The sequence below is a fragment of the Niastella sp. sgz303648 genome, from assembly GCF_059587045.1.
On sequence record NZ_JCAPSW010000003.1, the window covers coordinates 212,873 to 237,693 of the forward strand.

24 protein-coding genes and 1 tRNA gene are annotated in these 24,821 nt (G+C 40.9%); 10 read left to right on the plus strand and 15 right to left on the minus strand.

All coding sequences use genetic code 11. The features are described 5' to 3' along the window. Positions 1 to 221: 221 nt before the first annotated feature. Entirely contained in the window at positions 222 to 701 is a 480-nt protein-coding gene (locus tag AC59IL_RS09670) for a DinB family protein (protein WP_496551910.1), read from the minus strand. 524 nt (positions 702 to 1,225) lie between these two features. Between AC59IL_RS09670 and AC59IL_RS09675 the strand changes: the two genes are divergently transcribed. The 4 genes from AC59IL_RS09675 (at position 1,226) to AC59IL_RS09690 (ending at position 3,880) form a co-directional block, all read left to right on the plus strand. Further along, positions 1,226 to 1,299 (plus strand) — tRNA-Asn (locus AC59IL_RS09675). A gap of 226 nt (positions 1,300 to 1,525) precedes the next feature. Then, positions 1,526 to 2,320, plus strand: a complete 795-nt coding sequence (locus tag AC59IL_RS09680) for a hypothetical protein (protein ID WP_496551911.1) — start codon at positions 1,526 to 1,528, stop codon at positions 2,318 to 2,320. Positions 2,321 to 2,391: 71 nt separating this feature from the next. Then, positions 2,392 to 3,363 (plus strand): hypothetical protein, encoded by a 972-nt coding sequence (locus tag AC59IL_RS09685; RefSeq protein WP_496551912.1) that lies wholly within the window; start codon positions 2,392 to 2,394, stop codon positions 3,361 to 3,363. 175 nt (positions 3,364 to 3,538) lie between these two features. After that, a complete protein-coding gene (locus tag AC59IL_RS09690; protein WP_496551913.1) occupies positions 3,539 to 3,880 on the plus strand; it encodes a HopJ type III effector protein in 342 nt (113 codons plus the stop codon). Between the two features lie 39 nt (positions 3,881 to 3,919). Here AC59IL_RS09690 and AC59IL_RS09695 read toward each other — a convergent pair whose 3' ends face one another. Continuing rightward, positions 3,920 to 4,891, minus strand: coding sequence for a sulfotransferase family protein (locus AC59IL_RS09695; protein ID WP_496551914.1), 972 nt, complete (start codon positions 4,889 to 4,891; stop codon positions 3,920 to 3,922). 125 nt (positions 4,892 to 5,016) lie between these two features. Between AC59IL_RS09695 and AC59IL_RS09700 the strand changes: the two genes are divergently transcribed. After that, a complete protein-coding gene (locus tag AC59IL_RS09700) occupies positions 5,017 to 6,078 on the plus strand; it encodes a class 1 isoprenoid biosynthesis enzyme (RefSeq protein ID WP_496551915.1) in 1,062 nt (353 codons plus the stop codon). 126 nt (positions 6,079 to 6,204) lie between these two features. Here the strand turns inward: AC59IL_RS09700 and AC59IL_RS09705 are convergent, their stop codons facing one another. Beyond that, positions 6,205 to 6,351: a hypothetical protein gene (locus AC59IL_RS09705; protein ID WP_496551916.1), complete on the minus strand. Its 147-nt coding sequence runs from the start codon at positions 6,349 to 6,351 to the stop codon at positions 6,205 to 6,207. 125 nt (positions 6,352 to 6,476) lie between these two features. Between AC59IL_RS09705 and AC59IL_RS09710 the strand changes: the two genes are divergently transcribed. The 4 genes from AC59IL_RS09710 (at position 6,477) to AC59IL_RS09725 (ending at position 11,042) form a co-directional block, all read left to right on the plus strand. Further along, positions 6,477 to 7,673 carry a hypothetical protein gene (locus tag AC59IL_RS09710; RefSeq protein WP_496551917.1) on the plus strand — a complete coding sequence of 399 codons (1,197 nt, stop codon included), beginning with the start codon at positions 6,477 to 6,479 and terminating at the stop codon, positions 7,671 to 7,673. Between the two features lie 226 nt (positions 7,674 to 7,899). Further along, entirely contained in the window at positions 7,900 to 9,321 is a 1,422-nt protein-coding gene (locus AC59IL_RS09715; RefSeq protein ID WP_496551918.1) for an MBOAT family O-acyltransferase, read from the plus strand. Positions 9,322 to 9,325: 4 nt separating this feature from the next. After that, positions 9,326 to 10,345: a hypothetical protein gene (locus AC59IL_RS09720; RefSeq protein WP_496551919.1), complete on the plus strand. Its 1,020-nt coding sequence runs from the start codon at positions 9,326 to 9,328 to the stop codon at positions 10,343 to 10,345. A 163-nt stretch (positions 10,346 to 10,508) separates the two neighbouring features. Then, positions 10,509 to 11,042 (plus strand): hypothetical protein, encoded by a 534-nt coding sequence (locus AC59IL_RS09725; protein ID WP_496551920.1) that lies wholly within the window; start codon positions 10,509 to 10,511, stop codon positions 11,040 to 11,042. A 239-nt stretch (positions 11,043 to 11,281) separates the two neighbouring features. On the opposite strand, the gene AC59IL_RS09730 is transcribed toward AC59IL_RS09725, so the two are convergent. The 8 genes from AC59IL_RS09730 to AC59IL_RS09765 form a co-directional block, all read right to left on the minus strand. Then, positions 11,282 to 12,709 carry a hypothetical protein gene (locus tag AC59IL_RS09730; RefSeq protein ID WP_496551921.1) on the minus strand — a complete coding sequence of 476 codons (1,428 nt, stop codon included), beginning with the start codon at positions 12,707 to 12,709 and terminating at the stop codon, positions 11,282 to 11,284. Between the two features lie 2 nt (positions 12,710 to 12,711). Beyond that, positions 12,712 to 13,962, minus strand: coding sequence for a HesA/MoeB/ThiF family protein (locus AC59IL_RS09735; RefSeq protein ID WP_496551922.1), 1,251 nt, complete (start codon positions 13,960 to 13,962; stop codon positions 12,712 to 12,714). A gap of 2 nt (positions 13,963 to 13,964) precedes the next feature. Beyond that, the gene (locus tag AC59IL_RS09740; RefSeq protein WP_496551923.1) at positions 13,965 to 14,162 is read right to left on the minus strand and encodes a hypothetical protein; all 198 of its coding nucleotides are present in this window, start codon (positions 14,160 to 14,162) and stop codon (positions 13,965 to 13,967) included. 10 nt (positions 14,163 to 14,172) lie between these two features. Further along, complete coding sequence (locus AC59IL_RS09745; protein ID WP_496551924.1) at positions 14,173 to 14,598, minus strand: ubiquitin-conjugating enzyme E2 variant; 426 nt, start codon at positions 14,596 to 14,598, stop codon at positions 14,173 to 14,175. A gap of 16 nt (positions 14,599 to 14,614) precedes the next feature. Then, positions 14,615 to 15,556 (minus strand): hypothetical protein, encoded by a 942-nt coding sequence (locus AC59IL_RS09750; RefSeq protein ID WP_496551925.1) that lies wholly within the window; start codon positions 15,554 to 15,556, stop codon positions 14,615 to 14,617. Between the two features lie 306 nt (positions 15,557 to 15,862). Next, complete coding sequence (locus AC59IL_RS09755) at positions 15,863 to 17,584, minus strand: CocE/NonD family hydrolase (protein WP_496551926.1); 1,722 nt, start codon at positions 17,582 to 17,584, stop codon at positions 15,863 to 15,865. 27 nt (positions 17,585 to 17,611) lie between these two features. Continuing rightward, the gene (locus tag AC59IL_RS09760) at positions 17,612 to 18,331 is read right to left on the minus strand and encodes a LytR/AlgR family response regulator transcription factor (protein ID WP_496551927.1); all 720 of its coding nucleotides are present in this window, start codon (positions 18,329 to 18,331) and stop codon (positions 17,612 to 17,614) included. After that, positions 18,328 to 19,389, minus strand: coding sequence for a sensor histidine kinase (locus AC59IL_RS09765; protein ID WP_496551928.1), 1,062 nt, complete (start codon positions 19,387 to 19,389; stop codon positions 18,328 to 18,330). Before AC59IL_RS09765 ends, AC59IL_RS09760 begins: the two co-directional genes overlap by 4 nt. Positions 19,390 to 19,643: 254 nt before the next feature. On the opposite strand from AC59IL_RS09765, the gene AC59IL_RS09770 reads away from it, so the two are divergent. Further along, positions 19,644 to 20,066, plus strand: coding sequence for a secondary thiamine-phosphate synthase enzyme YjbQ (locus tag AC59IL_RS09770; protein ID WP_496551929.1), 423 nt, complete (start codon positions 19,644 to 19,646; stop codon positions 20,064 to 20,066). 2 nt (positions 20,067 to 20,068) lie between these two features. On the opposite strand, the gene AC59IL_RS09775 is transcribed toward AC59IL_RS09770, so the two are convergent. The 4 genes from AC59IL_RS09775 to AC59IL_RS09790 all read right to left on the minus strand — a co-directional run bounded on the left by AC59IL_RS09775 (position 20,069) and on the right by AC59IL_RS09790 (position 24,784). Then, the gene (locus tag AC59IL_RS09775; RefSeq protein WP_496551930.1) at positions 20,069 to 21,523 is read right to left on the minus strand and encodes a glycoside hydrolase family 30 protein; all 1,455 of its coding nucleotides are present in this window, start codon (positions 21,521 to 21,523) and stop codon (positions 20,069 to 20,071) included. 73 nt (positions 21,524 to 21,596) lie between these two features. Next, positions 21,597 to 23,063 (minus strand): glycoside hydrolase family 30 protein, encoded by a 1,467-nt coding sequence (locus AC59IL_RS09780; RefSeq protein ID WP_496551931.1) that lies wholly within the window; start codon positions 23,061 to 23,063, stop codon positions 21,597 to 21,599. Between the two features lie 25 nt (positions 23,064 to 23,088). Next, the gene (locus AC59IL_RS09785; protein ID WP_496551932.1) at positions 23,089 to 23,925 is read right to left on the minus strand and encodes a glycoside hydrolase family 16 protein; all 837 of its coding nucleotides are present in this window, start codon (positions 23,923 to 23,925) and stop codon (positions 23,089 to 23,091) included. A 1-nt stretch (position 23,926) separates the two neighbouring features. Beyond that, positions 23,927 to 24,784, minus strand: coding sequence for a hypothetical protein (locus AC59IL_RS09790; protein WP_496551933.1), 858 nt, complete (start codon positions 24,782 to 24,784; stop codon positions 23,927 to 23,929). Between the last annotated feature and the right edge of the window lie 37 nt (positions 24,785 to 24,821).

Sequence of the window (24,821 nt, forward strand, 5' to 3'; positions counted from 1 at the left end):
ATTTTGGGATATATTGATTTGTGATTTCTCTTGTTTCGGTCTGAACCGGTGTTTTCCAACTCCAAAAATCTCCAAATCCCGAAATCCTCAATAAACTAAGATGCACCTTCGGCAGCATGAATATCACGAGTAGTTGGCAGACCAAAACATGCATATCATTACCTGCATTGCCTGTAATGCAATTAAAAACAACAGCAAAACACGCTATTACATACATGCCATTACTGTTGCGGCGACTGAAGGAGAAGTTTTTTTATCAGAACGATTTGACCGAGGTGATAGTGAGTGTGTTCTATTACGCCGTGCAGATTTCGGTAATAATTACCATATTTTTCGTCGGCAAATGTTTCCCAAAGCATGCTTTCGGGCAATTGCTCAACAAGGGTTGCGAAGGTTTCTGCATCGGCCCAGGTTTTATTTAATAATTGGTCCCAATCTTCTTTTGAGGCAATTGGCGGCAGATCGAAGCTATATTTATCACTGGCGTTAAGAGGATTACCCTGCAATACCATTAATATGGCGCTTACATAATAATTCATATGAAAAACGAGGGCGGCAATGGTGTTGAACGAATATACCTTTGTTGTGGCCTGTTGCCAGGTAATATCGGCGAGATGATCTTTCAGGTTCGACCAGGTCCAGTTACCACCATAATGTACGGCCCTGAATTGTTTTGCAATTTGTGCAGTTGTATTACTCATATAGGATTAGTTTTTGGTATTTGAAGGGAATTGTAAATTAAGATTTCCCGGGGGAATTGAGAATGGAGTTTAGCTGGCTTTTGAAATTAACCGGCGTGAAATCCAGGGGCATAATAAAAATTGGCTTTATTAAACGAGATCATTACCGGCCGCTATTTCAATGTTAACGTAATTCGTTTTTTAGTAAAGGTTAGTTTGCCGGATTCATTGTTCGGGTTTTGCTCATTTCTGTAAACGACCCTGTATTCCCAGGCTAAAAGCGCCTGTTTTCGCATTTCAGGAGCAGTATTAACCATTACGAAATCAGATTTTGCGGTGTTCCGATGGGCCAGGTGGATAACCAATTGAAGAACATGCCATAAAAATCTGATTTCCCGATTAATTTTTCTTTTTTCGTTGTTTTGTTAAATAGGAAAATCCCTTATTTTTGCAACCCCTTTCGGGAATGTCGTTACGGACCCAATGGTTTAAGCCAGATAAGCTTATCCTTTGGCCGGTTTCCAAGCCCGCAACGGCATACATATTCCTCCTTAGCTCAGTTGGTTAGAGCATCTGACTGTTAATCAGAGGGTCGCTGGTTCAAGTCCAGCAGGGGGAGCTGAAAATCAATCACTTAGAAAGTCGCCGCTTGGCGACTTTTTTATTTTTGCCAGTAATTTGCCAGCAAGTGGGCGAAGTGGTTTAAAAGAGCTTGTGTTGTTATATAAAATAAAGATTTGTATCTGAAGATTTTTCGGATCAAGTCATATTGTTGGAGGATGTTTTTAAGATTGACAAATTTAGAAACATAGCCTGTCATGACCCTATAATAAAACGAAGGCTCAATGGAACTCATACCGACAAATTATACTGATTTCCTGCATTGGTTGAAGAATCAAACTGAAAATTATTGGAGCCAGGATCCCAGGACATCACTGAACGAAGACAAATGTCCGCTATGGGTACATGGTGCTAAATGGATTGGCATGACTGACGAGCAGATCAATCTGGTACAGGAACGATATGCAATAACATTTTCGCCGGAGCATAGAGAATTTCTTAGGATCCTGCATACGATTGACCGAAAAGAAAGAGTATATGAAGAATATGGTAGTGAAAATGGTCCGTATTATGAAACCTCATTTTTCCGTAACTGGCTTGAAGACGACGAAGATATAAGACCCAGATTAAACTGTGTTTATGATCATATATCGGATGATATTAAAGCAAATAAATTTTGGCTGAATTCCTGGGGGCCGAGGCAGGATACGGCTGAAGAAAGAATGAAAGTTTTTAACGAACTATATGCAAAGGCACCTAAACTGGTCCCAATCATGGGGCACAGGTATCAGGTAGTAGATCTCTCATTGGAGAAAAGGCCTGTTTTATCAATCCTGGGGACCGATATTGTTTACTATGGCTCTGATTTTCGAAATTATCTCCTTAACGAAATCAGGAATCATCTCAATATATATCATCGGGAATATGATGAGGAAGATCAGGTATGGTATTGGGTTTTAAATGAGGAGTATAAAGACTGCTTTGAGTATTATGATAAAACCAGGCTCCCGGATATGCCATTCTGGAAGAATTTTGTTTTGTTCGATTGGACAAATCATGCGAATAATGCGCATTTGTAAACCCGGTGGTAGGAATGCGTAAAGATTAATTATAGATTTTTGTTGATATTAGCACAACTTTATCAGTTTACATGAAAAAATACATTGCATTAACCCTATTTATTGGAAGTTTATTACTATCTATCCTAAGTTGTCATAAAAACGACAACGAATCCTTATCTGACGAAGACATTATAGATATAGATTCGGGAAAATTTCTGGCTTTAATCGACAGCTCAAAATGGCATCCCCTATTACATTCTGCTACTTATTTTCCCAAATACAACCAATTGTATATTTCAGCTAAAGATAGCCGTTCATCATTATGGGGAGGAATAGATATTGACCCTACAAACCCCATAAAAAAATACCTGTTGGAACCAAATGGAGATAACGCTTTCAGTGTTAATATTAATTCGAAAAGGGAATTCTATTCAGACAATAATATGGCTGATGCCGGAGGAGAATTTACACTTACAAAATTCGATACAGTCAATAAGAAAATAAGCGGAATGCTTCAATTTATAGGATATGACAGGTACAGAACAGATAGAGGTAAATTTGCCTCAACTATTATTGAAGACATTCCATTAAAAATTGACACTGCAAATTATAAAGGCAATAACGTGTCCTGTACTGTAAAGGGAGCAACTACAACAAACTGGCAAACAAAAAATGTATGGGCATCCATCAACTGTAGTGTAGAAACGCAGTATGGAAAAGAAAGTACATTAGATATCCGGATTAGTTCAATGGTAAAAAATTATATCTCTGGAAAATCTCTTTTATTCATTATACCTTTAAAAAACAGTAAAGGAAAATATCAGATCTACCCTGAATTACCGCCTTATGATTATTGCGGTGATAATCGTATGAAGTCAAGCTTTTGCTCATACAATTATGATAATAAATATTATGCAACATCAGGAGAATTGAATATTATCAATGTGGATACAGCCCTAAGAAAATTAAACGCCACGTTCAATATTCAGTATCGTGATATAACCAGTAAAGGCGAAATAGTTCAAATTTCCAATGGAATAATCAATCTGAATACCTGGTGAAGATGAAATTGATGAAAACCCCATGATGTAAAGCAACTTAAAACTTTTCCAATGCTTGTTGAAAAGCTACATCTTTAAATTTTTATTTTTGGTCCGTTAAATGAGGTGTGCTGAGGTTGAAATCACAGGCTTCCCCGAACAGCCTCATAATAATTTTAGATACATATTATTCTGAATGAAAGAGCAACTGATTACTTTGATTAAAAAGGTAAAAGACAATTCAATCTCATTCAAAGAGGTGATTGAGTTTATAGAAACTTACTATCAACATCAACCAACAGCCTTTAAAAATGGTGAGGCACATAATGAGTCAACGCAAAATCAGGGCAGCGCAAAGATTTTTAGTTTCGCTCAACTAAATAACCTGAATAAAGAAGATACCCTTTACTTATTTGCAGAACACTATCAATCGGTATTAAATAATCCGAACGGCGCAGATCACCAAAATATCAGGCAATTTATGATTCATGGATGGCCAGGGATAGTTTTTGAAGGACAAGCCCTGCTTGCGAAATAGTAGCAGAAGAACCACCCTTGCCTTTTACTATATTGACATCTACAATTTTATGGCAACATTAGCCATAAAGCTCCTTCTTTTCTCAAGAGCTTCATATTTTTCATAAGCAGCCCTGCAATATTCAGGTACAGGATCACGGATTGCTTCTTCTGCAAAAACCTGTTCAGGGTACTTTGCATGATACATGGCCCGGCTTTTTATTTTTTCCATTTCGGTGCTGCCGATAGGAGCGCCGGATACGTTTGCTATCTTTTCTACCATTGCCATGGGACCTTCACTATAATTGATTGGAACGGCAAGGGCATCTTTTTCGAGTATGTTAAGAAAGGTTTGAAAATATTTTTCCAGTAACGTACCGAGATATACGTTCTGGTTCATATGACGCACTTCATTTTCATCAAAACCAAGCAGGGCAGGTTCAATCAGTCCGGGTATTGCATGCATTCCCCTTCGTTTCTGTTGAGACCTGATCACTTCATCGGGCCTGCGATACAATAAAATAAAAGGTGTTTGCGGATACAGTTCCCTGATCTGTTTGTAAAAGAAGATATGCCAGCTATCTGTTTTTATAAATAAGCGTTTTCTATTGTTTTTTACAGGTGCATAGAAGGTTATGGCAGCCTTCAGCAATTGCCGGGGAATATTTTTTTCAGACCTCAGTAACGCATCAAAAAAAGGAACTTCAGAAAGTACAATGTTGGTGTGATCCAGGGCCAGTAGCTGGGAAGCCAGCGTAGAGCCGCATCTCGACACATGGAAAATAAAAGCAGAAGGCGGAACGCTCCCGATTTCATTTGACCACTGTAATAACATATCTATACTACTGATGCTTTTGATGCTTTTGCGGCTGCGGTTGTTTAATTGCCGGCATTTGGCAATCGTTTCATCAAAAAAAGGTTCAGTAAAATCTTTGTCGCCTGTGTACAGCCATTCACAGCACGGCCTGTCTTCATCGAAAAAAAGTTTATACGGTATCCAGTTTGCCAGCGCCGATGATATATTGGCATCCATATTGGAGATTTTATAGTGTAAATCTTAAAATTATCAATTTACAAAAAGATATGTTTTATAAGCAACCGGGTCGATAGGCTTTCTGTATTATCATCTTTCATATATTTACCCAAACGTACATATACATGACCACAACCGGGAGCAATGCCCGCCTCCACCATGTTAGCACCTATAATATTTTGACAAGAGTGCTTACGATGTACCGGCAACTTAAAAAACAGGAACGATACCTTAACAGTTACCTGCCGGTGCTGATGGATGAAGTTGTACCCGGCTGTTATAAGACATTTACCCCAGCGCACATCAAAAGAACCACCAAATACTGGCAGCTGTCACTGAATGTAATATGCGACAACCTGTACAAACTGACCGGTGAAAAATTAAACAACGACGAACATAAGAGAATCATCCTGCTCAGTGTTTTTGGCCCTCTCTTCGACGACCTGTTTGATGACCACATCCTGGATCATGAACAGATCGCATCGCTGGTGGCAAAGCCTGAAACATATGTTCCGGTAAATACAGCAGACCATCTTGTTACAAAAATATATCTTGAATTACTGCGTCTCACTCCTCACCGGAAGTTGCTCATAAACCATATGCAGGAGCTTTTCCACTGGCAACAGGCCTCGCTGAAACAATTAAACGAAAGTATTTCAGAAGAGGAACTTTACCAGATCACCTACAACAAGAGCTACTATGCCGTTCTGTTATATTGCGCTGTGCTGGACCATTATCCCAATCAGGAAATACTGGAGATTCTTTATCCGGTAGCCGGCCTGTTACAACTCACCAACGATGCATTTGACGTATATAAAGATGTTCAGAAAAGCGTTTATACATTGCCTAATCTGTATCGCAATTTCGAACAGGTGCAGCAACAGTTCATGGCCGAAACTGCACTGATCAACCATAAGCTTTGGCAATTACCTTATCCGCCGGGGAACAAAAAGGCCTTTGCCATTACAGCTCATTGTCTTTCTGCAATGGGATGGATGGCTCTGGAACAACTTCAAAAAGTTATTGGAGGGATCTCAGGCTATGCAGCACTTCGCGGGTTAAGCAGGCAGCAACTGATCTGTGATATGGATAGTGTACCCCAAAAAATGAAATGGTTGCAACATATCCGGCGTTTTACGAATTATTATGCTGTTGCTTCATCTCATAAACCTTCCCATTTGCAATAAACCTCGTTTCCTTTACTGCCGCAGCGCCATTAAACCGGTATTGAACGCCGATAATGCCCGAGGTGTTGAGCGTTGTAGCACTATCATATTTCAATTTTCCCCATATGCGTTTGAGGGTGGTCACACTCAGGCGCACCTGTGTGCGGTCAAAATGGCGTTGGACAGTTTTTCAAAGTCGTATGAAATCCATCTGTCGCCGGCGCCCCGGTCAAATATCGCTTCGATACGTTCAAGTACCCGCAACAGATAATATTGCTCCGTGTTGTTATCCATTTTTTTGATGAAAAGTGAATTGAACCATTTTGTACAGGTTTGGCACGCACTTGCACACACTTGCACACGTTGTGCACGACCCTCCGGTGTAACTTGCCCGTACTGAAAGTTAAAAAACGGTCATTATGAAATCATCAAACAAAAAAATTGTAATTCTTTTCACAATCCTGCCGCTGATTTGCATTAATGCTATGGCTCAAAAAGGCAAACCAAAAGCTAACCAGGAAATCAGCATACCCATGGAGCCTGCGTATTGGGAGTACGACACGGCAAACGCTGAATTTATCATGAACAGGAATGTCAGGGCCATCCATACAAAAAAAGCAACACCGGTATTTCTGAAGGACCATCAATTTTCAAATGGAACTATTGAATACGATGTAGAACTGGTCCGCGGTTTTCCGGGCATTACATTCCGCATGTCGGGCGACAGGAAGAAGGGCGACCAGTTTTACCTGCGTTATTTTGGCACCACGTCGCCGGAAAACCGAACCACCATGCAATATTCCGCCATAATCGATGGCATGAGCATTTGGAACCTAACCGATGAATACCAGGCTGCTGCAACACTGAACATTCCAGGCTGGAACCATGTGAAACTCGTTGTGTCGGGCAGTCAAATGAGAGTCTATGTTAATGATATGAGCCGTCCGGCAATGCTGGTGCCTAAACTTGAGGGCGGAACAACAGAAGGCGGCATTTCTTTTTCGGGCGGAGAAGTAACAATCGCCAACCTGGTGATCAGGCCCGATGCTATTGAAAATTTGAATCCGGCCCAGGGATACATTTCAACGTATAATGATCCACGATATTTACGCAACTGGCAGGTAACCGCGGCCAGTGATTTTGCTTTTGGAAAAGATATTGTACTGCCACAGATGCTATTTGGCGGAAAGACCGTGCCCCCCGGATTGCCCGACAGCACCACAACATGGAAGCCGATAATAGCCGAAGACCGGGGAATAATCAACTTAACCAGACTTTATGGTCATGTTGAAAGAAATGAACGCCGGCTGGCATGGTTAAAAACAACGATCGAATCGGATCGCGCGCAGGAACGCACACTCAATCTGGGTTTTGTTGATGATATCTGGCTATTTGTGAATGGACAGATAGTGTATGTAGATAAAAACTATTTTGGATTTCCGGCTCAGAAATTCCCGAGGGGAAGATGTACGATCGAAAACGCAAGTATCAGATTGCCCTTGCAGAGTGGCAAAAACGAGATCCTGATCGGGCTGGCCAACAATTTTTTCGGATGGGGTATTATAGCACGGTTAGATGATATGGATGGGGTTCATTTACCTGCCAACCGACGATGAAATAGCTACAAACAGAGTCAGTTTGTCTGCAAACTGCGATATTCAGCCTTAACCAACCCGCTATTCTATTGAAAAAGAGACTGTCATAGTGTTGAGGCAATCTCTTTTTTATTTTAGCGCCGGCAGCAATAGTTTTGCAGCCGGGAAATCGCCATTAGCGGGGGTTTTGGCATAACCGGATGGTTCCGGATTTAGGCATATTTCGTAATAAAATCATATTGTATTAGTGTTATTTAATTCATTCGAGTACCTGTTTTTTCTACCGATCGTATTTATCCTTTATTGGTTTGTTGTCAATAAATCATTACGCTGGCAAAATGTATTGGTTTTAGTGGCCAGTTATTTCTTTTATGGCTGGTGGAGCTGGAAATTCATGATCCTTTTAGGCATCAGCACTTTTTTGGATTACCTGTATGGTTTTTCGGTAGCATCCAAAAACCGAAAAAAGGCCAAACTGTTTTTATGGCTGAGCATTATTAATAACCTTGGCATATTAGGCGTATTCAAATACTATAACTTTTTTGCGCTTCAATTTAAACAGGCATTCGAATTACTGGGACTGCATACCCATCCCGTTTTATTGCAGGTTGCTATACCCATTGGCATTTCGTTTTATACGTTTCATGGCATGTCGTATGTATTCGACATATACCGGGGCGTGCAAAAACCTGTTAAGAATTTTATTGACTACGCAGTGTTTGTTTCATTTTTTCCACTATTGGTTGCCGGCCCCATTGAAAGGGCCAGTCACCTGTTGCCACAGGTTCAGCAAAAAAGGATTTTCAATTATAATCAGGCCGTTGAAGGTTGCAGACTCATGTTGTGGGGATTGTTTAAAAAAGTAGTGATTGCAGATAGTCTGGCAGTAATTGTAGATAACATATTCACGCATTACCAGGACCAAAACGGTGTGTCATTGATAATCGGGGCCATTGCATTTTCATTTCAGATATATGGCGACTTCAGCGGATATTCAGACATTGCATTGGGTACAGCGAAGCTGTTCGGATTTGAATTATTAAGCAATTTCAGGTTTCCTTATTTTTCACGGGATATTGCAGAGTTCTGGCGACGCTGGCATATATCACTTTCAAGCTGGTTCAGAGATTATTTATACATACCGCTGGGAGGTTCAAAACAGGGAAAATTAAAAGCGGTACGAAATACTTTCATCATTTTTTTGGTTAGCGGCTTCTGGCATGGCGCAAGCTGGAATTTCATTACATGGGGATTTATACACGCCTGTGGTTTTTTACCCTTGTTATTGCTCGACCGAAATCGAAAATATGCATCAGATGTAGTGGCCCAAAACCGCAAACTCCCCACATTAAAAGAGCTATCACAGATGATCGCAACGTTTGCTTTTGTAACATTTGCGTGGGTATTTTTTCGTGCGGCCGGCATGAAAGAGGCAGTAGGGTATTTAAAAGGAATCATTACCAACTTTAAACAGCCAAAAGACACCATGGTTTATCAAACGGTGTTGTATTATATCCTTCCCTTAATACTGGGCGATTGGTGGTTACGAAGAGATGAGCGAGGATTAAAAGCTCCGAAAAGAATTAAGGGTATCATTTATGTTTTATTAGCATTATTTATAGTGTTCTACTTTGGGAAGAAAACAAACTTTATCTATTTTCAGTTTTAGTATAATGAAGCCATTTATAATAAAAGCAACCGGGTATCTTTTACTAATTGTACTGTTATCAGGTGCGATCATATCTCTATTCATTTGGCAAAAGCCTCAATTCTTTTTAGGCGCTCCGTTGGATTATTTCTATTGCAAATACCAGTATGACCAAATCAATAAGAAAACCGACTTCACAAATATTGTTATCGGCGATTCCAGGGGAAATGCATCGATAAACCCCAAACTGATGGGAGAAAAGTGGGTTAATTTGTCTATCCCCGGAAGCGATTTTTTTGAAGGATATATTACATTAAAGAGATATCTGCAGAAGAATAAAATTGATACGCTGGTAATGGTGTATGGACTGAATTATATAGCCGAAAACTCGCGTTTTTTTAATGCAAGGACCGTTCCTTTTCAATTTATAAGTTATAGTGAATTGAATAATCTTGAGCAGGTTGAAAAAAGATATAACTATCTGTTTCATGGCAGTGCAACTTCAGATCCCAAAAACCTTAAGATTGATCAATTCGACAGAAAATTAAAATACCTGCATTTCCCGTTTTCGTACCGCGAAACATTTATCGATGGGTTAAACAGTTATTGTTATCCTCAATTTGATGTGAATGTTAACAGAAAAAAAATCATTAAGCAGTTAAGTAACTATCTGGGTTGTATGAATTTTGGTGAAGCAGATTCGAATAACACGGATGGCGTTAATCCGGATTATGAATTTACCCCCGGATCAATCACCCAACATTATTTTAGTTTGATAATGGATCTTGCTTCAAAACATAAGATAGCGACTTATTTAATCATCGCTCCGATGAATGAAGCTTCGTATGAGACGTACAGCAAGTCAACATTTGAATCTACTGTAAATAAGTTTCTGGAAAGGCTGCAAAACAAATATCCCAAGCTATGTATTTTACAAAAACCGATTAATTTGCCCAATACGATGTTCGGGGATGCATGGCATTTGAATAAGAGGGGAACGGAGTGGTTTACGGAAATAACGAGGAGGAATTTGGATTGGAAGTGACTTAGATACCTGGTTCAAAAATGAACGCATTAATTCCAGCGTTTGTCGCAGACTTTCCCCGGTTTGTATCAAATTAATAATTAGCTCTCTGCACCAGCATTAATTTGCGTGAATACTAAATTTAGCCCCCAATCTCAGAATCAACAATCTTAAATTATAACATATGCAACAGAATGCAAATAGCACAAGGAAAAATCTTCGCTGGTATATGCGTTATCTTCACAACAAGATTGGTTTTTTCATTGTAGGATTGGTGATCATCTATAGTCTGAGCGGACTTATACAAACCTATAGAGATACCAATTTATTAAAGCATGAAGTATTGCACGAAAAACAATTGTCGCCAAATTTGTCTGAATCGCAGCTGGGCGCCAGTTTAAAATTGCGGAACTTCAAAGTCAATAAATCGGAAGGCAATACGCTTTATTTTCAGGAGGGTACCTACAATATTCAAACCGGCAAGGCCAGCTATGTAACCAAAGAATGGTATTCGTGGATAGTTCCTTTTACCGATTTACATAAAACAGCCAGTAAAAACATCACCCATTATTTCACAACACTCTTTGGTATTGCCTTGCTTTTTTTGTCGATCTCAGCATTCTGGATGTTCAAGCCCGGAACAAAACTTTTTAGTTCAGGAGTTTACCTCACCATTGCAGGTGTTATTGCTTCGATTATTTTGTTATTGCTGCAATAAAAATTATGTGTACTTCGATTTTTGGGAAAGGTTCTGCCCCTGGATCATAAATACTGTTTTGAAAGCCTGCCAGGGAAGCCCCCTGGCATCTTCATTAGTTTAGTTTTTCTAATGCCAGCTATTTTTTTAGATTATTGGTTAATATTAGCTACCTGTTGTTTACGGCCAATTAATTGTAAATATTTACCCCCGGGTAATTGGGAACAGTTGTGTTGATAAGGGCAATACACTTTAATGTATCAATTACCATTTATCTTAAATTCGGTACAAGCGCCCTCAACAACCTCAAATTCTCCCTTCCAGCCTCCCTGGCTCGATGATTCGGCTGAATATTTATAACGGCCTGCATGAATTGTTAAAGGAAGCGTACCCGACTGCCCGCAATCCGGTATTCCTCCCGAAGGAAAATAACTACTTAACATGCCCATATACGAAAAATAGGTTCCATCCATATTGCCTACATAAATCCGATATATTACATCGTTGCTTTTCCACAAACTTATTCTACCATTACCATCACCATATATATTCGATTTATGAAAATTTTCCAATGGATACGTTTTACATTGATTTTCACGTAGTGTAACATAGCCCGACCACTTATTGCCATCATCATCACTGGCCGTTATTTCATAAAAACCAGACGGCAAAATTTTAGTTATTGCCCTATTATCATTTGAACCGCATTCAGGGCTTTCATAATTTTTTAAATAATCATCTAATTTACCTATGTAATTTCTATCATTAATATATACCCGTACATTTCTGCACGACGAACAGTTATGATAAATGGTTAGCTGACCATTACCTTGTCCATATGGATAATTGCTTTGCAAATTTTCAGGCTGGTACAGTACACATTCACCTTCCTTTATTTCGGCATTGCCCGACAACATATTTCCATTATCATCCACAGCTGTAATTTTATGTGTGCCGGCATTTAAAACTGCCGAAACAGCAGCTTCAGTATTTAAACCGCACAATCCAAAAGCAGTATCTGTGTAGTATTTCGTTAAGGTTCCCACATAATGGTCATCGGCATATATCTTTAATGATGATACTGTGGGTGACGTATTGTAAAATGTAATTTGACCATTCCCTGCTCCAAATGCATTTGATTTTGTGGCATCTTCTTTGGCTATTTTTTCTGAAGTACAAATACCTGGTAATACTCTAAATCTGCGATCCCAGGTATTTCCATAACTATCCTTAGCCGTTAATTGATGATCCCCTGTTGTTAAAATGGCAGAAAAAGTAGAGGTATCACCACATTCAGGAAGGCCATGATTAAAAGATCGGTTCAATGTGCAAACCCATTTCCCATCAATGTATACCTCCAAACCAGTACAATCATTACACGTTTTATATATGGTTACCTTGCCATTGCCCCAGCCATAAGGATTTTCGTATGCCGGCGAAGAATGTGTTGTAGAAGAAGATACATTTTCAGTTCTATTAACTGGTTTTTCATTTTCGGTTTTGTATACGCTATATACAATGAATCCAACTAAAACCAATATAAACAAAAACGCACAGCCCGACCGGTTATCACCCCCCCGATCCGGGGGTCTGTTTACAGTCTGGCGACCAGAACTGGCTGTTGAAGTTATTTCACCTGTTTGTGGATTGAAAGTGGTATTGTCATCAATTCTAACTCTATTGGCCATATTCAGCGTATGTTACAAACCAAACATTCGGGGTCTTTCGGTACTTTTACACCAAACCACCTTAAAATGGTTGGCATATTGCCGGCATGGTTAAAAGGCGCCCAGTTCTTATACTCCTTGTCTCTTCTGTTTGCCCAGATATAATAGTCGTATGAAAGCTCTTCCTCCAGTAAGTTGATTCCGCTGTTCAACCCTTTTGATAATTCAATCAGCGCAAGCTTCACCAGCATATTCCAGAGCGGCAGAATGTCGCTCGATAACCCAACCTGTATTGCTGTGTTTATGCTTTCAGTAGATTGTTGCATATATGCAGGCAGTACTTTTTTTGCCTGATTCAAAGAAGAAATTTCTTCTTCTGCAACTTTTATATTACCTCCGATTAAACAATTGTAACAAGGGCCCTGGTGGGGTCGTAAACGAAAAACGTCGCCACCTTCGGCTCTTGTAATAGCCCTTCCAAAAAGCACTGTTTTGTTTAACGCCAGGGCTATTTCATTAATATTAAACCGACTTCTGTTATTATCGGTAACACATATAACAAGATCAACGTTCTCAATCGCATTTGTCAGTTGCTGCAGGTTAAGGGTAATATCCTGTTCAAATGTTGTGATTTTAGCGAATGGATTTTTTGTCAGAACAGCATCTCTTACAGCAAAGGTTTTGTATCTGCCCAGTTCATTGATACCGCAAATATGCCGGGAAATATTCGAAAGCTCAATCCTGTCAAAATCTATGAGCGTAAAATTGCCAACGCCCGATTTGGCGAGCTCAACTGCTATGTGAGATCCGAAACTTCCTAATCCAACAATCAGCACCTTTTTATTTTGAAGTACATCTGTTTCCAACAATCCATTACTTCTTGAATACAACTCGCTTTTTTCCGGAACATACTTTACTTCACAGATTTTGATGCCTTCATTGTCTTTAAGAAACCCTACCTGATTTAATTTTCTATTGTCAACGAACAAGGTTATGCCAATAACCGGGCTCATCGATCCATTATCAGATGCCGGAATAGAGGCTACATCCTGTTTAAATAAGCTTTCGGCATTTTCAAATTCAGCGCTGTTCCGTGCCATTTTAAGATAGGCAACAGAGGGAGTTCCTGATGGCGCTACTTTCGGGTATGTGGTATGAACATGAAAAACGTTCTCACCCTTCCATTCGAAAGCCACACCGCGGGTAACGATTTTATCAGTATTGGCGATAATTTCCCGCAACTGATCTTCGTAAATGTATATTAGCGGATTCATGTTTACTGATTTGCAAAACCATCCTGAGCTATTTGGTTAATGGTAGTAGCATCAGGCGATATTTGCTGATTGGCTTTTGCTACTACAAATTCACCAGTTGAAGGGTCAAACACCAGCTGATTACTATTGTTTGAATAGCCCTTGTTCATTTTCTCCAGTGTATTTGCAAGCTCCTGGTTGGTAGTTTTTTTATTCTCCATTTGTGTGTTATTAACTTTTTAAATAAGCATCAACCGGTTTACCTGTTGAAAGATGGGCTTCATATGCTTCAAGCCAGATCCTCGCTTTCAAAATAACCCTATATAATGTTACGTTGGGATGCCAGTTTTCTGATTTATAATGGCATAGTTGAACATTATCGCCATCATTTGAAAGTGTATGCATCTCGTGGTTAGCCCCCGTTATTTTTGATCCGTCTTTTTTATACATCGGCAACGGATAGGTTACAAACACCCTCGGCATTACATTTGGATAATCTTTCGCCAGCGTTATTTTAAGCCGGTACACATGACCCGATTGAACTTTTAAGCCAACATCCAGGTATTCGTTTTCCTGATTTAGATTTTCAAATTTGAACTTCCTGGGAAAATACATTTCCAGTATGGTTGATTCTATTTTCAATCGCTGGGGCGTCATATATCTGAATTGGAATCTACTTATCTGCAAAATTGTTTTGAGTAGCAAGACACTTAACACTATAGTTAATAGTCGAATCGGCAATATCGTTTTCCTGCGACCAGGGAACACCAACTTCAATTTCCTTTCCGCTCAATTCCGTTAACACAGGCTTTCCGGCCGGAAAATCGTTTGGAAATTGCAACCGGTAAGTCATGTTCTGCTGCATAAATTGTATATAAACCGACTTATCCGCTTCGTTTTGAAACGTATTTACATCAACGAAAATTTTGCTAAATCCATCAATTATTTTTTTCAATACTAAGTGATTCTCTTTATTATTCAACCAGTAATCCTGCTGATATTCCGGCTTTATATATTCCGTGTTATCTAACGAGGCTGTTGTTAAATTATGAATGGAAGCCTGCTTTGTTGCAGGCTTATAAACAAGCTCGTTATATTTTTTATCAAAATTTTCTCTGATTGGACTTTCTCCATCGAGAATAATCCAGCCGGTATAGTCAAATATCCGGCCTTGTTCACGCCTGAACATAAAACCGTTAATGGCAGTTGAGGTGTCATGAATGTTGGCAATTACCAAAAAAAACTTCCCGAGATTGTAATTGTTTATCGCTTTTACAACCGTCGAAACATCATGGCCGCTGGGCTCTGCAAGACCTAACCGGTGATGCGAATGCCATTCGCCAATATGCTGCAATCCATGGGTAGATCTTAATACTTTACCTACCTTATCGAGATATTCAATATCCTGATTAAAAAAAGCAATTTGATGATTGGCTCTTTTTCCCGGACCAATAACATATTGAATAACAGGGTAACCTGAATAGGTCCAAAATCCAAAAAGGTCGCCACCTGTTTCAATATGCGGATAATCGAGTACGCATTTTGAAATATATTCAAGTTCACCCTGATAAATGACCGCTTTTGACTTTATCGCATACTTGTTTAGGTAACTCATTGACTTTGTTTCAGTTTTGATAACAAGGCGCTCTACAGCAGTTTATTTAATTGAGTGAGTTTCAGTGAATAAAATATTAAACAACCCTGTATTTAATCTAAAATAAGCGTTTTCCTGAAAATATAAAATAAAGCAGGGCGTTAATCTTATTGACCGCGATCAATTTTTAGACAGCTTTGTTTTCGCATACCCGTTTGGGATCAGGACTAACGGCGCAAAGCATTGCTACACCTTCGGGAAAACCAGGAACTGCATAACAACATTAAGCGCATATATAACGCCACCCGGCCCCTTTTTCTAAACCACTCACCTGCACACCGGAATCTTTATAAAACTATCGTTATACCATTTTATCCGTAACGGCTCCTTTGCATCGTGAATGGTTTCATCACTTACAGCTTTACCGGTTCCATAATTGATCTGTGCGAATTTATTTTTATTGATATTCAACACAACCAGCAACCTGCTTCCCCGGCTTAGTTGACGGCTTACCATTCGTGTTCTGGTAAAAGGAATGGTTTCTACTTTACCTGGTGTTAGCAGGCGACGGGTGCTCATATCTTTTGCATAACTGGCTCTTCCTAAAAAATACGATAAATGAAAATACCGTCCGTCGGGCATTACTTCGTACAATACAACGCCAATGTCCATATCTTTTTTGTTGATGCTTGCTTTTAACTCTCCTACAAAGCTGCCATTAACTGAAACAGGTTCACTAAATGGTTCACTGATAAAGAATAGTCCGTTTGTATTGTTCAGATTGTCGCGTATAATAGGCCAGGGATAATAATCATTATTCATGGTTTGCCGGTCGGCAAAATCTACTTCCTGGTTCAGAAATCCGGGTGTTGCCGGCTTTTTTGCAGATAATTGATACTGGTCGGCGGCCGGTGTATTAGTTAGGTATAAAGTGAGATAGCCATTATTCATTTTTTCGAGCGATGGGGCATGCCTCCATTCGTTGGCGCCCATCACTTCATAGTTTATTTTATCTTTCAGCAGGCTGGGCTTCTTACCATTTTTTAAAATATAATCCATCCATTCAAAAGTTATTTGCCGGGTGTTGATGAGCGCTAAAGAGTCTATGGTATAATCGCGCAACACCGGCTTACCGCCCCGCTGTGCGCCTATATGATCATAGGGGCCGATGATTAAATAATGCTGTGCATTTTGGTTGTATGTATAATGCTCGCGTAAATAATGTAATGCCGATATCTGTCCGTCGTCATAATATCCTGTGATGCTTAGTACCGGAATATTAATGTTAGCATACTCCTGCCGGTAAGGCACCATTTGCTGCCAGTATTTATCGTAATCAGGATGTTGCAACCAGCGCTGCAACCATTTATTCGGTGTTCCGTCAATGCTGTCGATTTTGCGGTAGGCTACTCCGCCCGCATACCATTTGTTTTGCATGGCATTCCATCGTTGGGGATCATTATATACTTTATCGTCGAGGTATTTGTTATTGGTAACATAAAAGGCCCATCCATAATTGGCGTTTAAGAACACATTGTTTTCCATGGGTAAACCCAATCCGGGTATCGCAGCCACATAGGGCACAATTGTTTTGAGAGCCGGATGCAGGTGTTTGGTGGCAGCCCATTGCGCAAATCCATTATAACTGCCGCCATACATACCAACCTTTCCGTTACTCCATGGTTGCTGTATTATCCAGTCAATAACTGCATTTACATCATTCACTTCATTTTCATAAGGGGCTATTTCATCATTACTTAATCCTTTACCGCGACTATAGGCAATGATGCTTATATAATCATAGGCAGCAGCCGCTTTGGCCTGATCCCCATCTTCGGGCCTGGCATAAATGGTAAAGTTCAGCACGGCGGGTTGCGGTTCGTTAATACCTTTTTTTTGAACAATGATTGCTTCAATGGTTGCGCCATCTTTCGTTTTTATAAGTACACTATCCTTTATAAAAGGGTCAGAAGAAGAAGAAGATTGTTGCGCATATGAAGTTGTATACAGGGCAATACAAGCCCATAAAAGATGAAATATCTTTTTCATTATCTGGTATTTTAAAATGTTAGTGGATTATATACCGTTCAGGTTTTTGAATTTGACCGATTGACGGCCCGACACCTCGAGCAATTCGCCTGTTTTGAGGCGTATGGTGAGTTTACCTTTTGCTTCAGAATTAACCTGCTGAATATATTGGGTGTTGATGATATGGGTTCTGCTGATCCTGAAAAACTGCGTGCCATCCAGCATTTCTTCCCATTGCCTGAGCGAACGCTTCAGCAGTACTTTTTTTTGTTCGAAATATAAACGTGAATAATTGTCAACCGATTCAATCATATAAATGTCACTCAGCTTTATGAAATAACATTTCTCTCCATCCTTTATAAAAATCTGCCGGTCGGCTGGTAATTCTTTATCAGCAGAGGTTTTTTGATTGATACTGTTCCGGTATTTTTCAATTGCTTTTGCAAATCGTTCTTCCCTGATGGGTTTCATCAGGTAATCCAATGCATTTATTTCAAAGGCCTGCACGGCATACTGGTTAAAAGCGGTGGTGAATATAACAGCAGGCACTTCGTCGAGCGATTCCAGCAATTCAAAGCCGTTTTTTTCAGGCATCTGAATATCCAGAAAAATCAAATCGGGTTGCTTAGTTACGATCTGTTCTTTTGCCTCATCAGCGTTTTTTGCTTCGCCGATCACTTCAAAACCGGCATAGCTTTTCAACGCGCTTTTCAATTCTTCGCGGGCTGAACGTTCATCGTCAATAACTATTACCCGGGTCGTTTTCATGTCATGGAAATTAAAATGGTTGCCTGAATTTTTTCATCCGACAGTTCTTCAATGTTGAATGTGGCCTTTCCGTTGTACTGCAATTGCAGTCTTTCTTTCAGGTTTTTTAATCCCAGTCCTGTTTGCGTTGCAGCGTTCAGCTTTCCGGGATTTTGAACAGAGATGTGTAAATACCCGGCCTGTTTCACTGCTTTTATTGCTATAAGTCCTCCCGCGGCTCTTTTTTCAATTCCGTGTTTGATGGCATTTTCAACTAAAGTCTGAATGCATAAGGGAGGAATGTATATTTCTGCCAGGTCTTCTTCCACCATAATATTTATCTGCAACCGTTCTTCAAACCTCAGTTTTTCCAGTTCGAGGTAATCCTTCACCAGGCCGATCTCTTCTTTTAATGGCACCAGTTTATCGTTTTTACCATACAGCGAATTTCGTAGCAGGTCAGATAACAAATCAATCGCCCTTCTTGCCTGACCGGGATTTTCTGTTACCAGAAATTTTATATTACTCAGCGAATTAAAAAAGAAATGCGGATTAAGCTGGGCCGACAAATTATTTAACTGGGCCTCTTTTGCAATAACCGATAAACGGGCATTTTCTTTGGCGATGAATATTTCTCTTTGTGCATAGTGATAAAGATGCCAGGCCAATACCCAAACGCTCATCAACCTTGTACCCGTAATAAAAACGGTTAACCAGTTACCTGTAAAATACGCTTTATAAGAAACATTGAAATATTCATTAAACCACAAACGAATTAGATACAGTTTACCAATGATCAATACCATGTATAGCGTCGACAAAATAACAATGGTAGCCGCAATTCGTGATACCAGCTTTGTAAGTTTCAACTGGTGCCAGTTCTTTTGCCGGGCAAAACTCCGGTAGCAATGGGTAAGGCCGATGCCAATCAAAACATCAAAAGCAAAATCGGCCAATCCTTGTTTAAAGTTGAAATTACTGCTACCAGCAAAAGCCGCATATCCCCAGTAAAACGAAGCTATCGACCATCCGATAACCTGACATTTCCAATAAAGTGATATAGGGATATTTACCTTCATTCGCGCCGTTAATTCTAAACCAAAATAATACTATTCTTTTCAGGCTAAAAAAAGAAGGTACAGGAGTGAAGAATTAAGGGGGATGAGCGCAGTAATCTCTCGCGAAGGCGCCAGGGCGCAAAGGGAAATACGCAACACTGCTTTTTTAACACGTTCACTTCAAAGTATCCCTATTACTCAGACAAATAGGTTTCCGGCTTAACTTTCTTTCGCTAATTTCCGGATTTATAGAACATTCCCTGCAATTTTGTATTATGAAAATGTACCAGCAAACCATATCGTTGCCGCAAAGAAGAAGAGGTTTTCACCTGATAACAGATGAAGTAGAGCAGGCGTTGCCTGAAATAACAAATATAACCACCGGCCTTTGCCAGGTTTTTATACAGCATACTTCGGCATCGCTCACCATCAACGAAAATGCCGATCCAACTGTTCGAAAGGATTTTGAGATGTTCTTTAATAAAACGGTGAAAGAAAATGATCCTGATTATGCGCATGATTACGAGGGCTCCGATGATATGCCGGCTCACCTGAAAGCATCCCTGCTGGGAAGTTCAGTATTGATACCCATCCGCAACGGACAGTTAGCGCTTGGAATGTGGCAGGGCATCTATTTATGTGAACACCGTAACCACGGCGGATCAAGAACGCTGGTGATCACCGCATGGGGACAGTGAACCTACTCAATAACCAACGTAGCAATTGAATGCGGTAAACTGGTGATCGCCGCCGCATTGCCCTGCAACCATATATTGTAGCCAACCTCATCATTCGTTGTATTTAAAACCACTACTACCAGCTTACCATCAGGATTTATAAATGCAGTGGCAGATAGTTTATCGCGGCTCGAAGCAGTACCAATGCGGCGGGCGCCGGCTTTGACAAACTTTGAAAAATGACCTAAATAATAGTATGCATTCGTATACATCAGCCTGCCTGTTTTGGTATCGGCATGTACGGGCGCAAAACAAAAATTGCCTACGTGGTTCGGACCACCGGTTTCATCGAGCAGAATATTCCAGTCGGTCCAGGCAACGGTGCCGCTGTTAAAATCATTGATCATGGAATACCCATATCGCTCGCCGAGTGACCAGTCGTTTATCCGGTTGATATCAAATTTCTCAACACATCCTTCGGTAAAAATTAAATTCTTATCAGGAAAAGTTTCATGCACCCTTTTTACATTCTCAAATTGCATGGCACTGCCGGTCCAGGTTTCGTACCAGTGAAAACCTACACCCCAAACATACTTCGCCGCTGCCGGATCGTTTAATATGGTAGTGGCCCGCTGATACACCAAATCGCGGTTATGGTCCCACGCAATGAGTTTTTTATTTGCCAGGCCCTGTTGCTGCAACGTTGGACCCAGATATTTCTTTATAAAATCTCTTTCTTCTTCGGCCGTAAAAATGCACGACTCCCACCGTTGCTTTGCCATGGGTTCGTTTTGTACTGTTAAACCCCAAACCGGAATGCCCTTTGCCTCGTATGCTTGTATATACTTCACATAATAATTGGCCCAGCTTTGTTTGTATTCGTCTTTTAATTTTCCGCCCTGTAGCATGCTGTTGTTGTCTTTCATAAAGGCAGGCGGGCTCCACGGGCTAATGAATAATGGCAGCCGGCCGCCTGCAGCTGCCATAGCCCGCCTGATCATAGGAATACGATACGCCTCGTCGTGGGCAATGCTGAATGTTTTCAGGGCTGCATCATTGTCGGCCACATAGGTATAGCTGCTACCCGAAAAATCGCAGCTGTTCATATTCGTTCTGATCAGCGAATAGCCGATGCCTTTCTCTGTGTTAAAGTAGGCAGTTAATAACTCATCCTGACTTGCAGCGGGCAGTTTGGCAAATGTTTCGGCACTGGCATCGGTAATGGCGCCGCCGATGCCGGTAATGGTTTGAAATTTTTTGGCAGCATCGATAAATACACAAGGCTGTGTTTCCAGTGGCTGACCAAACGGTTTCAGGGTTAGGGTGGCTGTTTTTGAAAGGCGATCACCGGCTTTTTCGGCAGTGGTGTACACGGTAATGGTTGTATAGGTTTTGCTACCAGCCTTCACCGGTTTTTGTTGCGCCTGCAAACCCATTACATAGGATATCAGTATTAAAAACGGGGCTATATTTTTCATTTTAAGCTTTTAAAGTTCTCGCAAAGGCGCCAGGGCGCTTAGATGTTCGCTTGAAATCATTACCTCGAAGAGCTTACCACACATAAGTTCCTACAGCACCACCGTTCAAACCGGTGGTCACTATTTTGCCATTGAATTTTATATTGAAAGATTCGTTGTTCGTTCCTTTGTTTAAAACAATCAACACCTTTTTGCCTTCCGGGTTTTTAAAGGCTACGGTCAGCAATGCACCGGCATGATTAGATGCAATGCGTACCGAACCCGGACGAACGAATTTCGAAGCATGCGCAATAATGTAATAAGAAACATTTCGGGTTACCGTAGAACCAATAGTCAATGCTCCTAAACAGGTGGTACAACCGCCGGTTGTATGTGGCAGATAATTGGGATCAGCTGCCAGATTCCACTCCAAAACATTGCGGCTCCAGTTACGGGTAGCACCAATGATCAGGTTTTCGACATGCCATTGCAAATCGCTGGGAAAACTGCCAGGACCGCCCACCCATTGCTCCGTGAAATAAACATCTTTGTCGGGATGTGCATTATGCACCTGCGTTAAGGCCGTAATGCTACCACCGTATAAATGAAAAGCCGAACCGTTAACAAAAGGCTTAGCCGCCGCATCATCCAAAACCGCTAAAGGATAATCGGGCCGGTCGGCATTATGATCGTACACGATAATTTTGGTAGCAATACCTGCTGCTGCAAAAGCAGGTCCTAAATTATTTTTGATGAATGTTGCCTGTTCACCAGCCTGCATCACCATGCTGGGGTTATTGCCACCGTGCAATGGTTCGTTTTGCGGCGTAATGGCATCGATAGTGATGCCTTCAGCCTTCATGGCCTGTATGTATTTCACAAAATAGTTCGCATAGGCAGCATAGTATTCAGGTTTCAGACTACCGCCTACAAAGCTGCCGCTTGTTTTCATCCACAAAGGAGCCGACCAGGGCGAGCCTAATATTTTAATGGAAGGATTTAAGGCAATGATCTTTTTTAAGATGGGTATCAGATCCTGTTTTTCTTTTTCAATGCTGAAATGAGTCAGGTTGGTATCGGTTTCCCCGGCAGGCATGTCGTCATAGGTAAAGGTAGTTGCACTCATGTCGGAAGCGCCGATGCTGATGCGCAAATAACTTACACCAATGAACGAGCTGTCGTACAGAAACATTTCTTTTAACAACGGATCGAGCGTTGAAGATGGAAGCGAGTTCAATAATGAAGCGCTGCCGCCTGTTAGCGTATAACCAAATCCGTCGATAGACTGAAAGGTTTGGGTGGTATCTACTTCAATAGTAGCATATGAATTACTGTTCTGTGAAAACAGCAGACTAACATTTTGTTTTTTAAACAGGGTCGACTGATCGGATTGGGTTAAATAAAATTGCACGTCAGATGCTACCGGTGCAGGAGGCAGCGGGTCTTCTCCTTCCTTATCTTCACCGGCTTTTTTACATCCGCCGGTAAGCACAATCCAGGCCAGCATTAACACCGCCCCGTTGAGGATCCAGAATTTGTATATTGGTTTTATCAATTTCATCTGATTAATTTTTTTCAGGGCGCAATTATTTTTCATTCATCTTATAAAATCTTACATAATCAATTTCGAAAGAAGCTGGAAATATATTATCGTCAACACCTTTTACGCCACCCCAGTTACCACCTATCGCAAGGTTTAACAGTATATGAAAGCGTTTGTCGAATGGCCATCGGGCGGCGCCTTTTCCCTCATTAACAAAAGTGAATACCAGCTGGTCGTCGTAATAACCCCGCACGGCATAAGGCGTCCAGTCGACCCGGTATTTATGAAATTCCGTTAAAGCAGTTGGAATAATTCGATTGGCTGTTTTTTGTGTATTTATGGTATGATTATACGCTTCAGTATGCACACTAAAATGCACCCGGGTTGAATCATACCCTACATGTTCCATGATATCGATCTCGCCCGAGTTGGGCCATGATCCGTATTCCCAGTCGGTAGGCAGCATCCAGATGGCTGGCCATGTACCAACTCCTGATGGAAGTTTGGCACTTACTTCAATGCGGCCATATAAAAAATCGCCTTTGGTGCGGGTAACCAACCGGGCGGAAGTATAATTTCTTCCGCCCATTGGTTCTTTGATAGCAGTAATAACCAGTTTCCCATTAATCGCTCTTGCATTATTTAAGCTGTTGGTATAGTATTGCAGCTCATTATTTCCCCAGCCGCTGCCGCCAATATCATATCCCCACTTTGATGCATCGGGTGCCCCATCGGTTGAAAATTCATCGAACCACGAAGGCGTTGTATCAAAAGTCCAGCCTTTATCTACCGGGGTGGTATCTACGACTACCGGCGGATCAGTATCTTTTTTCGGCGAGCAGGCTGTTAAAAATAATATAGCGAACGAATACAGTTTCATATTACATCCCTCTCAGTTCTACATTATCGATTGAAATTCCCGAAACACCCAGGTTGGCCCCGCCGGTTTTGATCACAAGGTAAATGGTGCCACCTTGTGAAAAGCGAATTACGCCGCTTTTACCTGCCAAAAGCCCTACACAACCAATTGTTGCCAGATTGCCGTTGAACGCCGTGTTGCCGCAACCATCCCAGGTGCTTAAACCAAGCTGTTTTCCGCCCGATGTATAATCCGAATTTTGAACAGGAGCAGCCGTTCCAAAATACACTTCAAACCAGGTGTCGGTTGCACCGCTGCCCGAAACGTTCATGCCGAAGCGGTAATCTTTGTTAGCCTGCACTTCTAACGCCTGATAAATGGCGCTATGGCCCCAACTGCCGCCTGTTGCAGTCATTGTACCATTGGCCATTGCCCATGCAATTGCAGGACTGCTAATGGTTAACCTTGTCCATTTTGCATCATCAGCGGCTGTTTCAAATTTACCGCCCTGTACAAGGTTGCCGGCAGCAGGATCAGAGGTAGCTACCGTGATGGTTTTTTTGGCCGTAAACGAGGCGCCTCCTTTACCGTACGCATAATGGGTAATGTTATACGAACCTGCATCGGGCAAAAAAAGCTGCATACTGTGCCTGTCAGGAACCGCGCTGGCGCCATTGTCGATATACCATTTCGAAAAAATATAGCTGCTGTCGTTCGCGGCTAACTGAAACTTATTGGCACTTCCCGAAACGGGTGTTATGGTAAAATCTGCATTCAGGGCGGTTTCTGTAAGGCCCCTGTCTTCTACTTTAGTTTTACTGCAGGAAGCCGGAATTATGGCTACAAGCACTATATACCAAATACCATATTTATTGTTCATGTTTTGTTTTTTTAATTTGTGAGTAACCCTGTAAGGT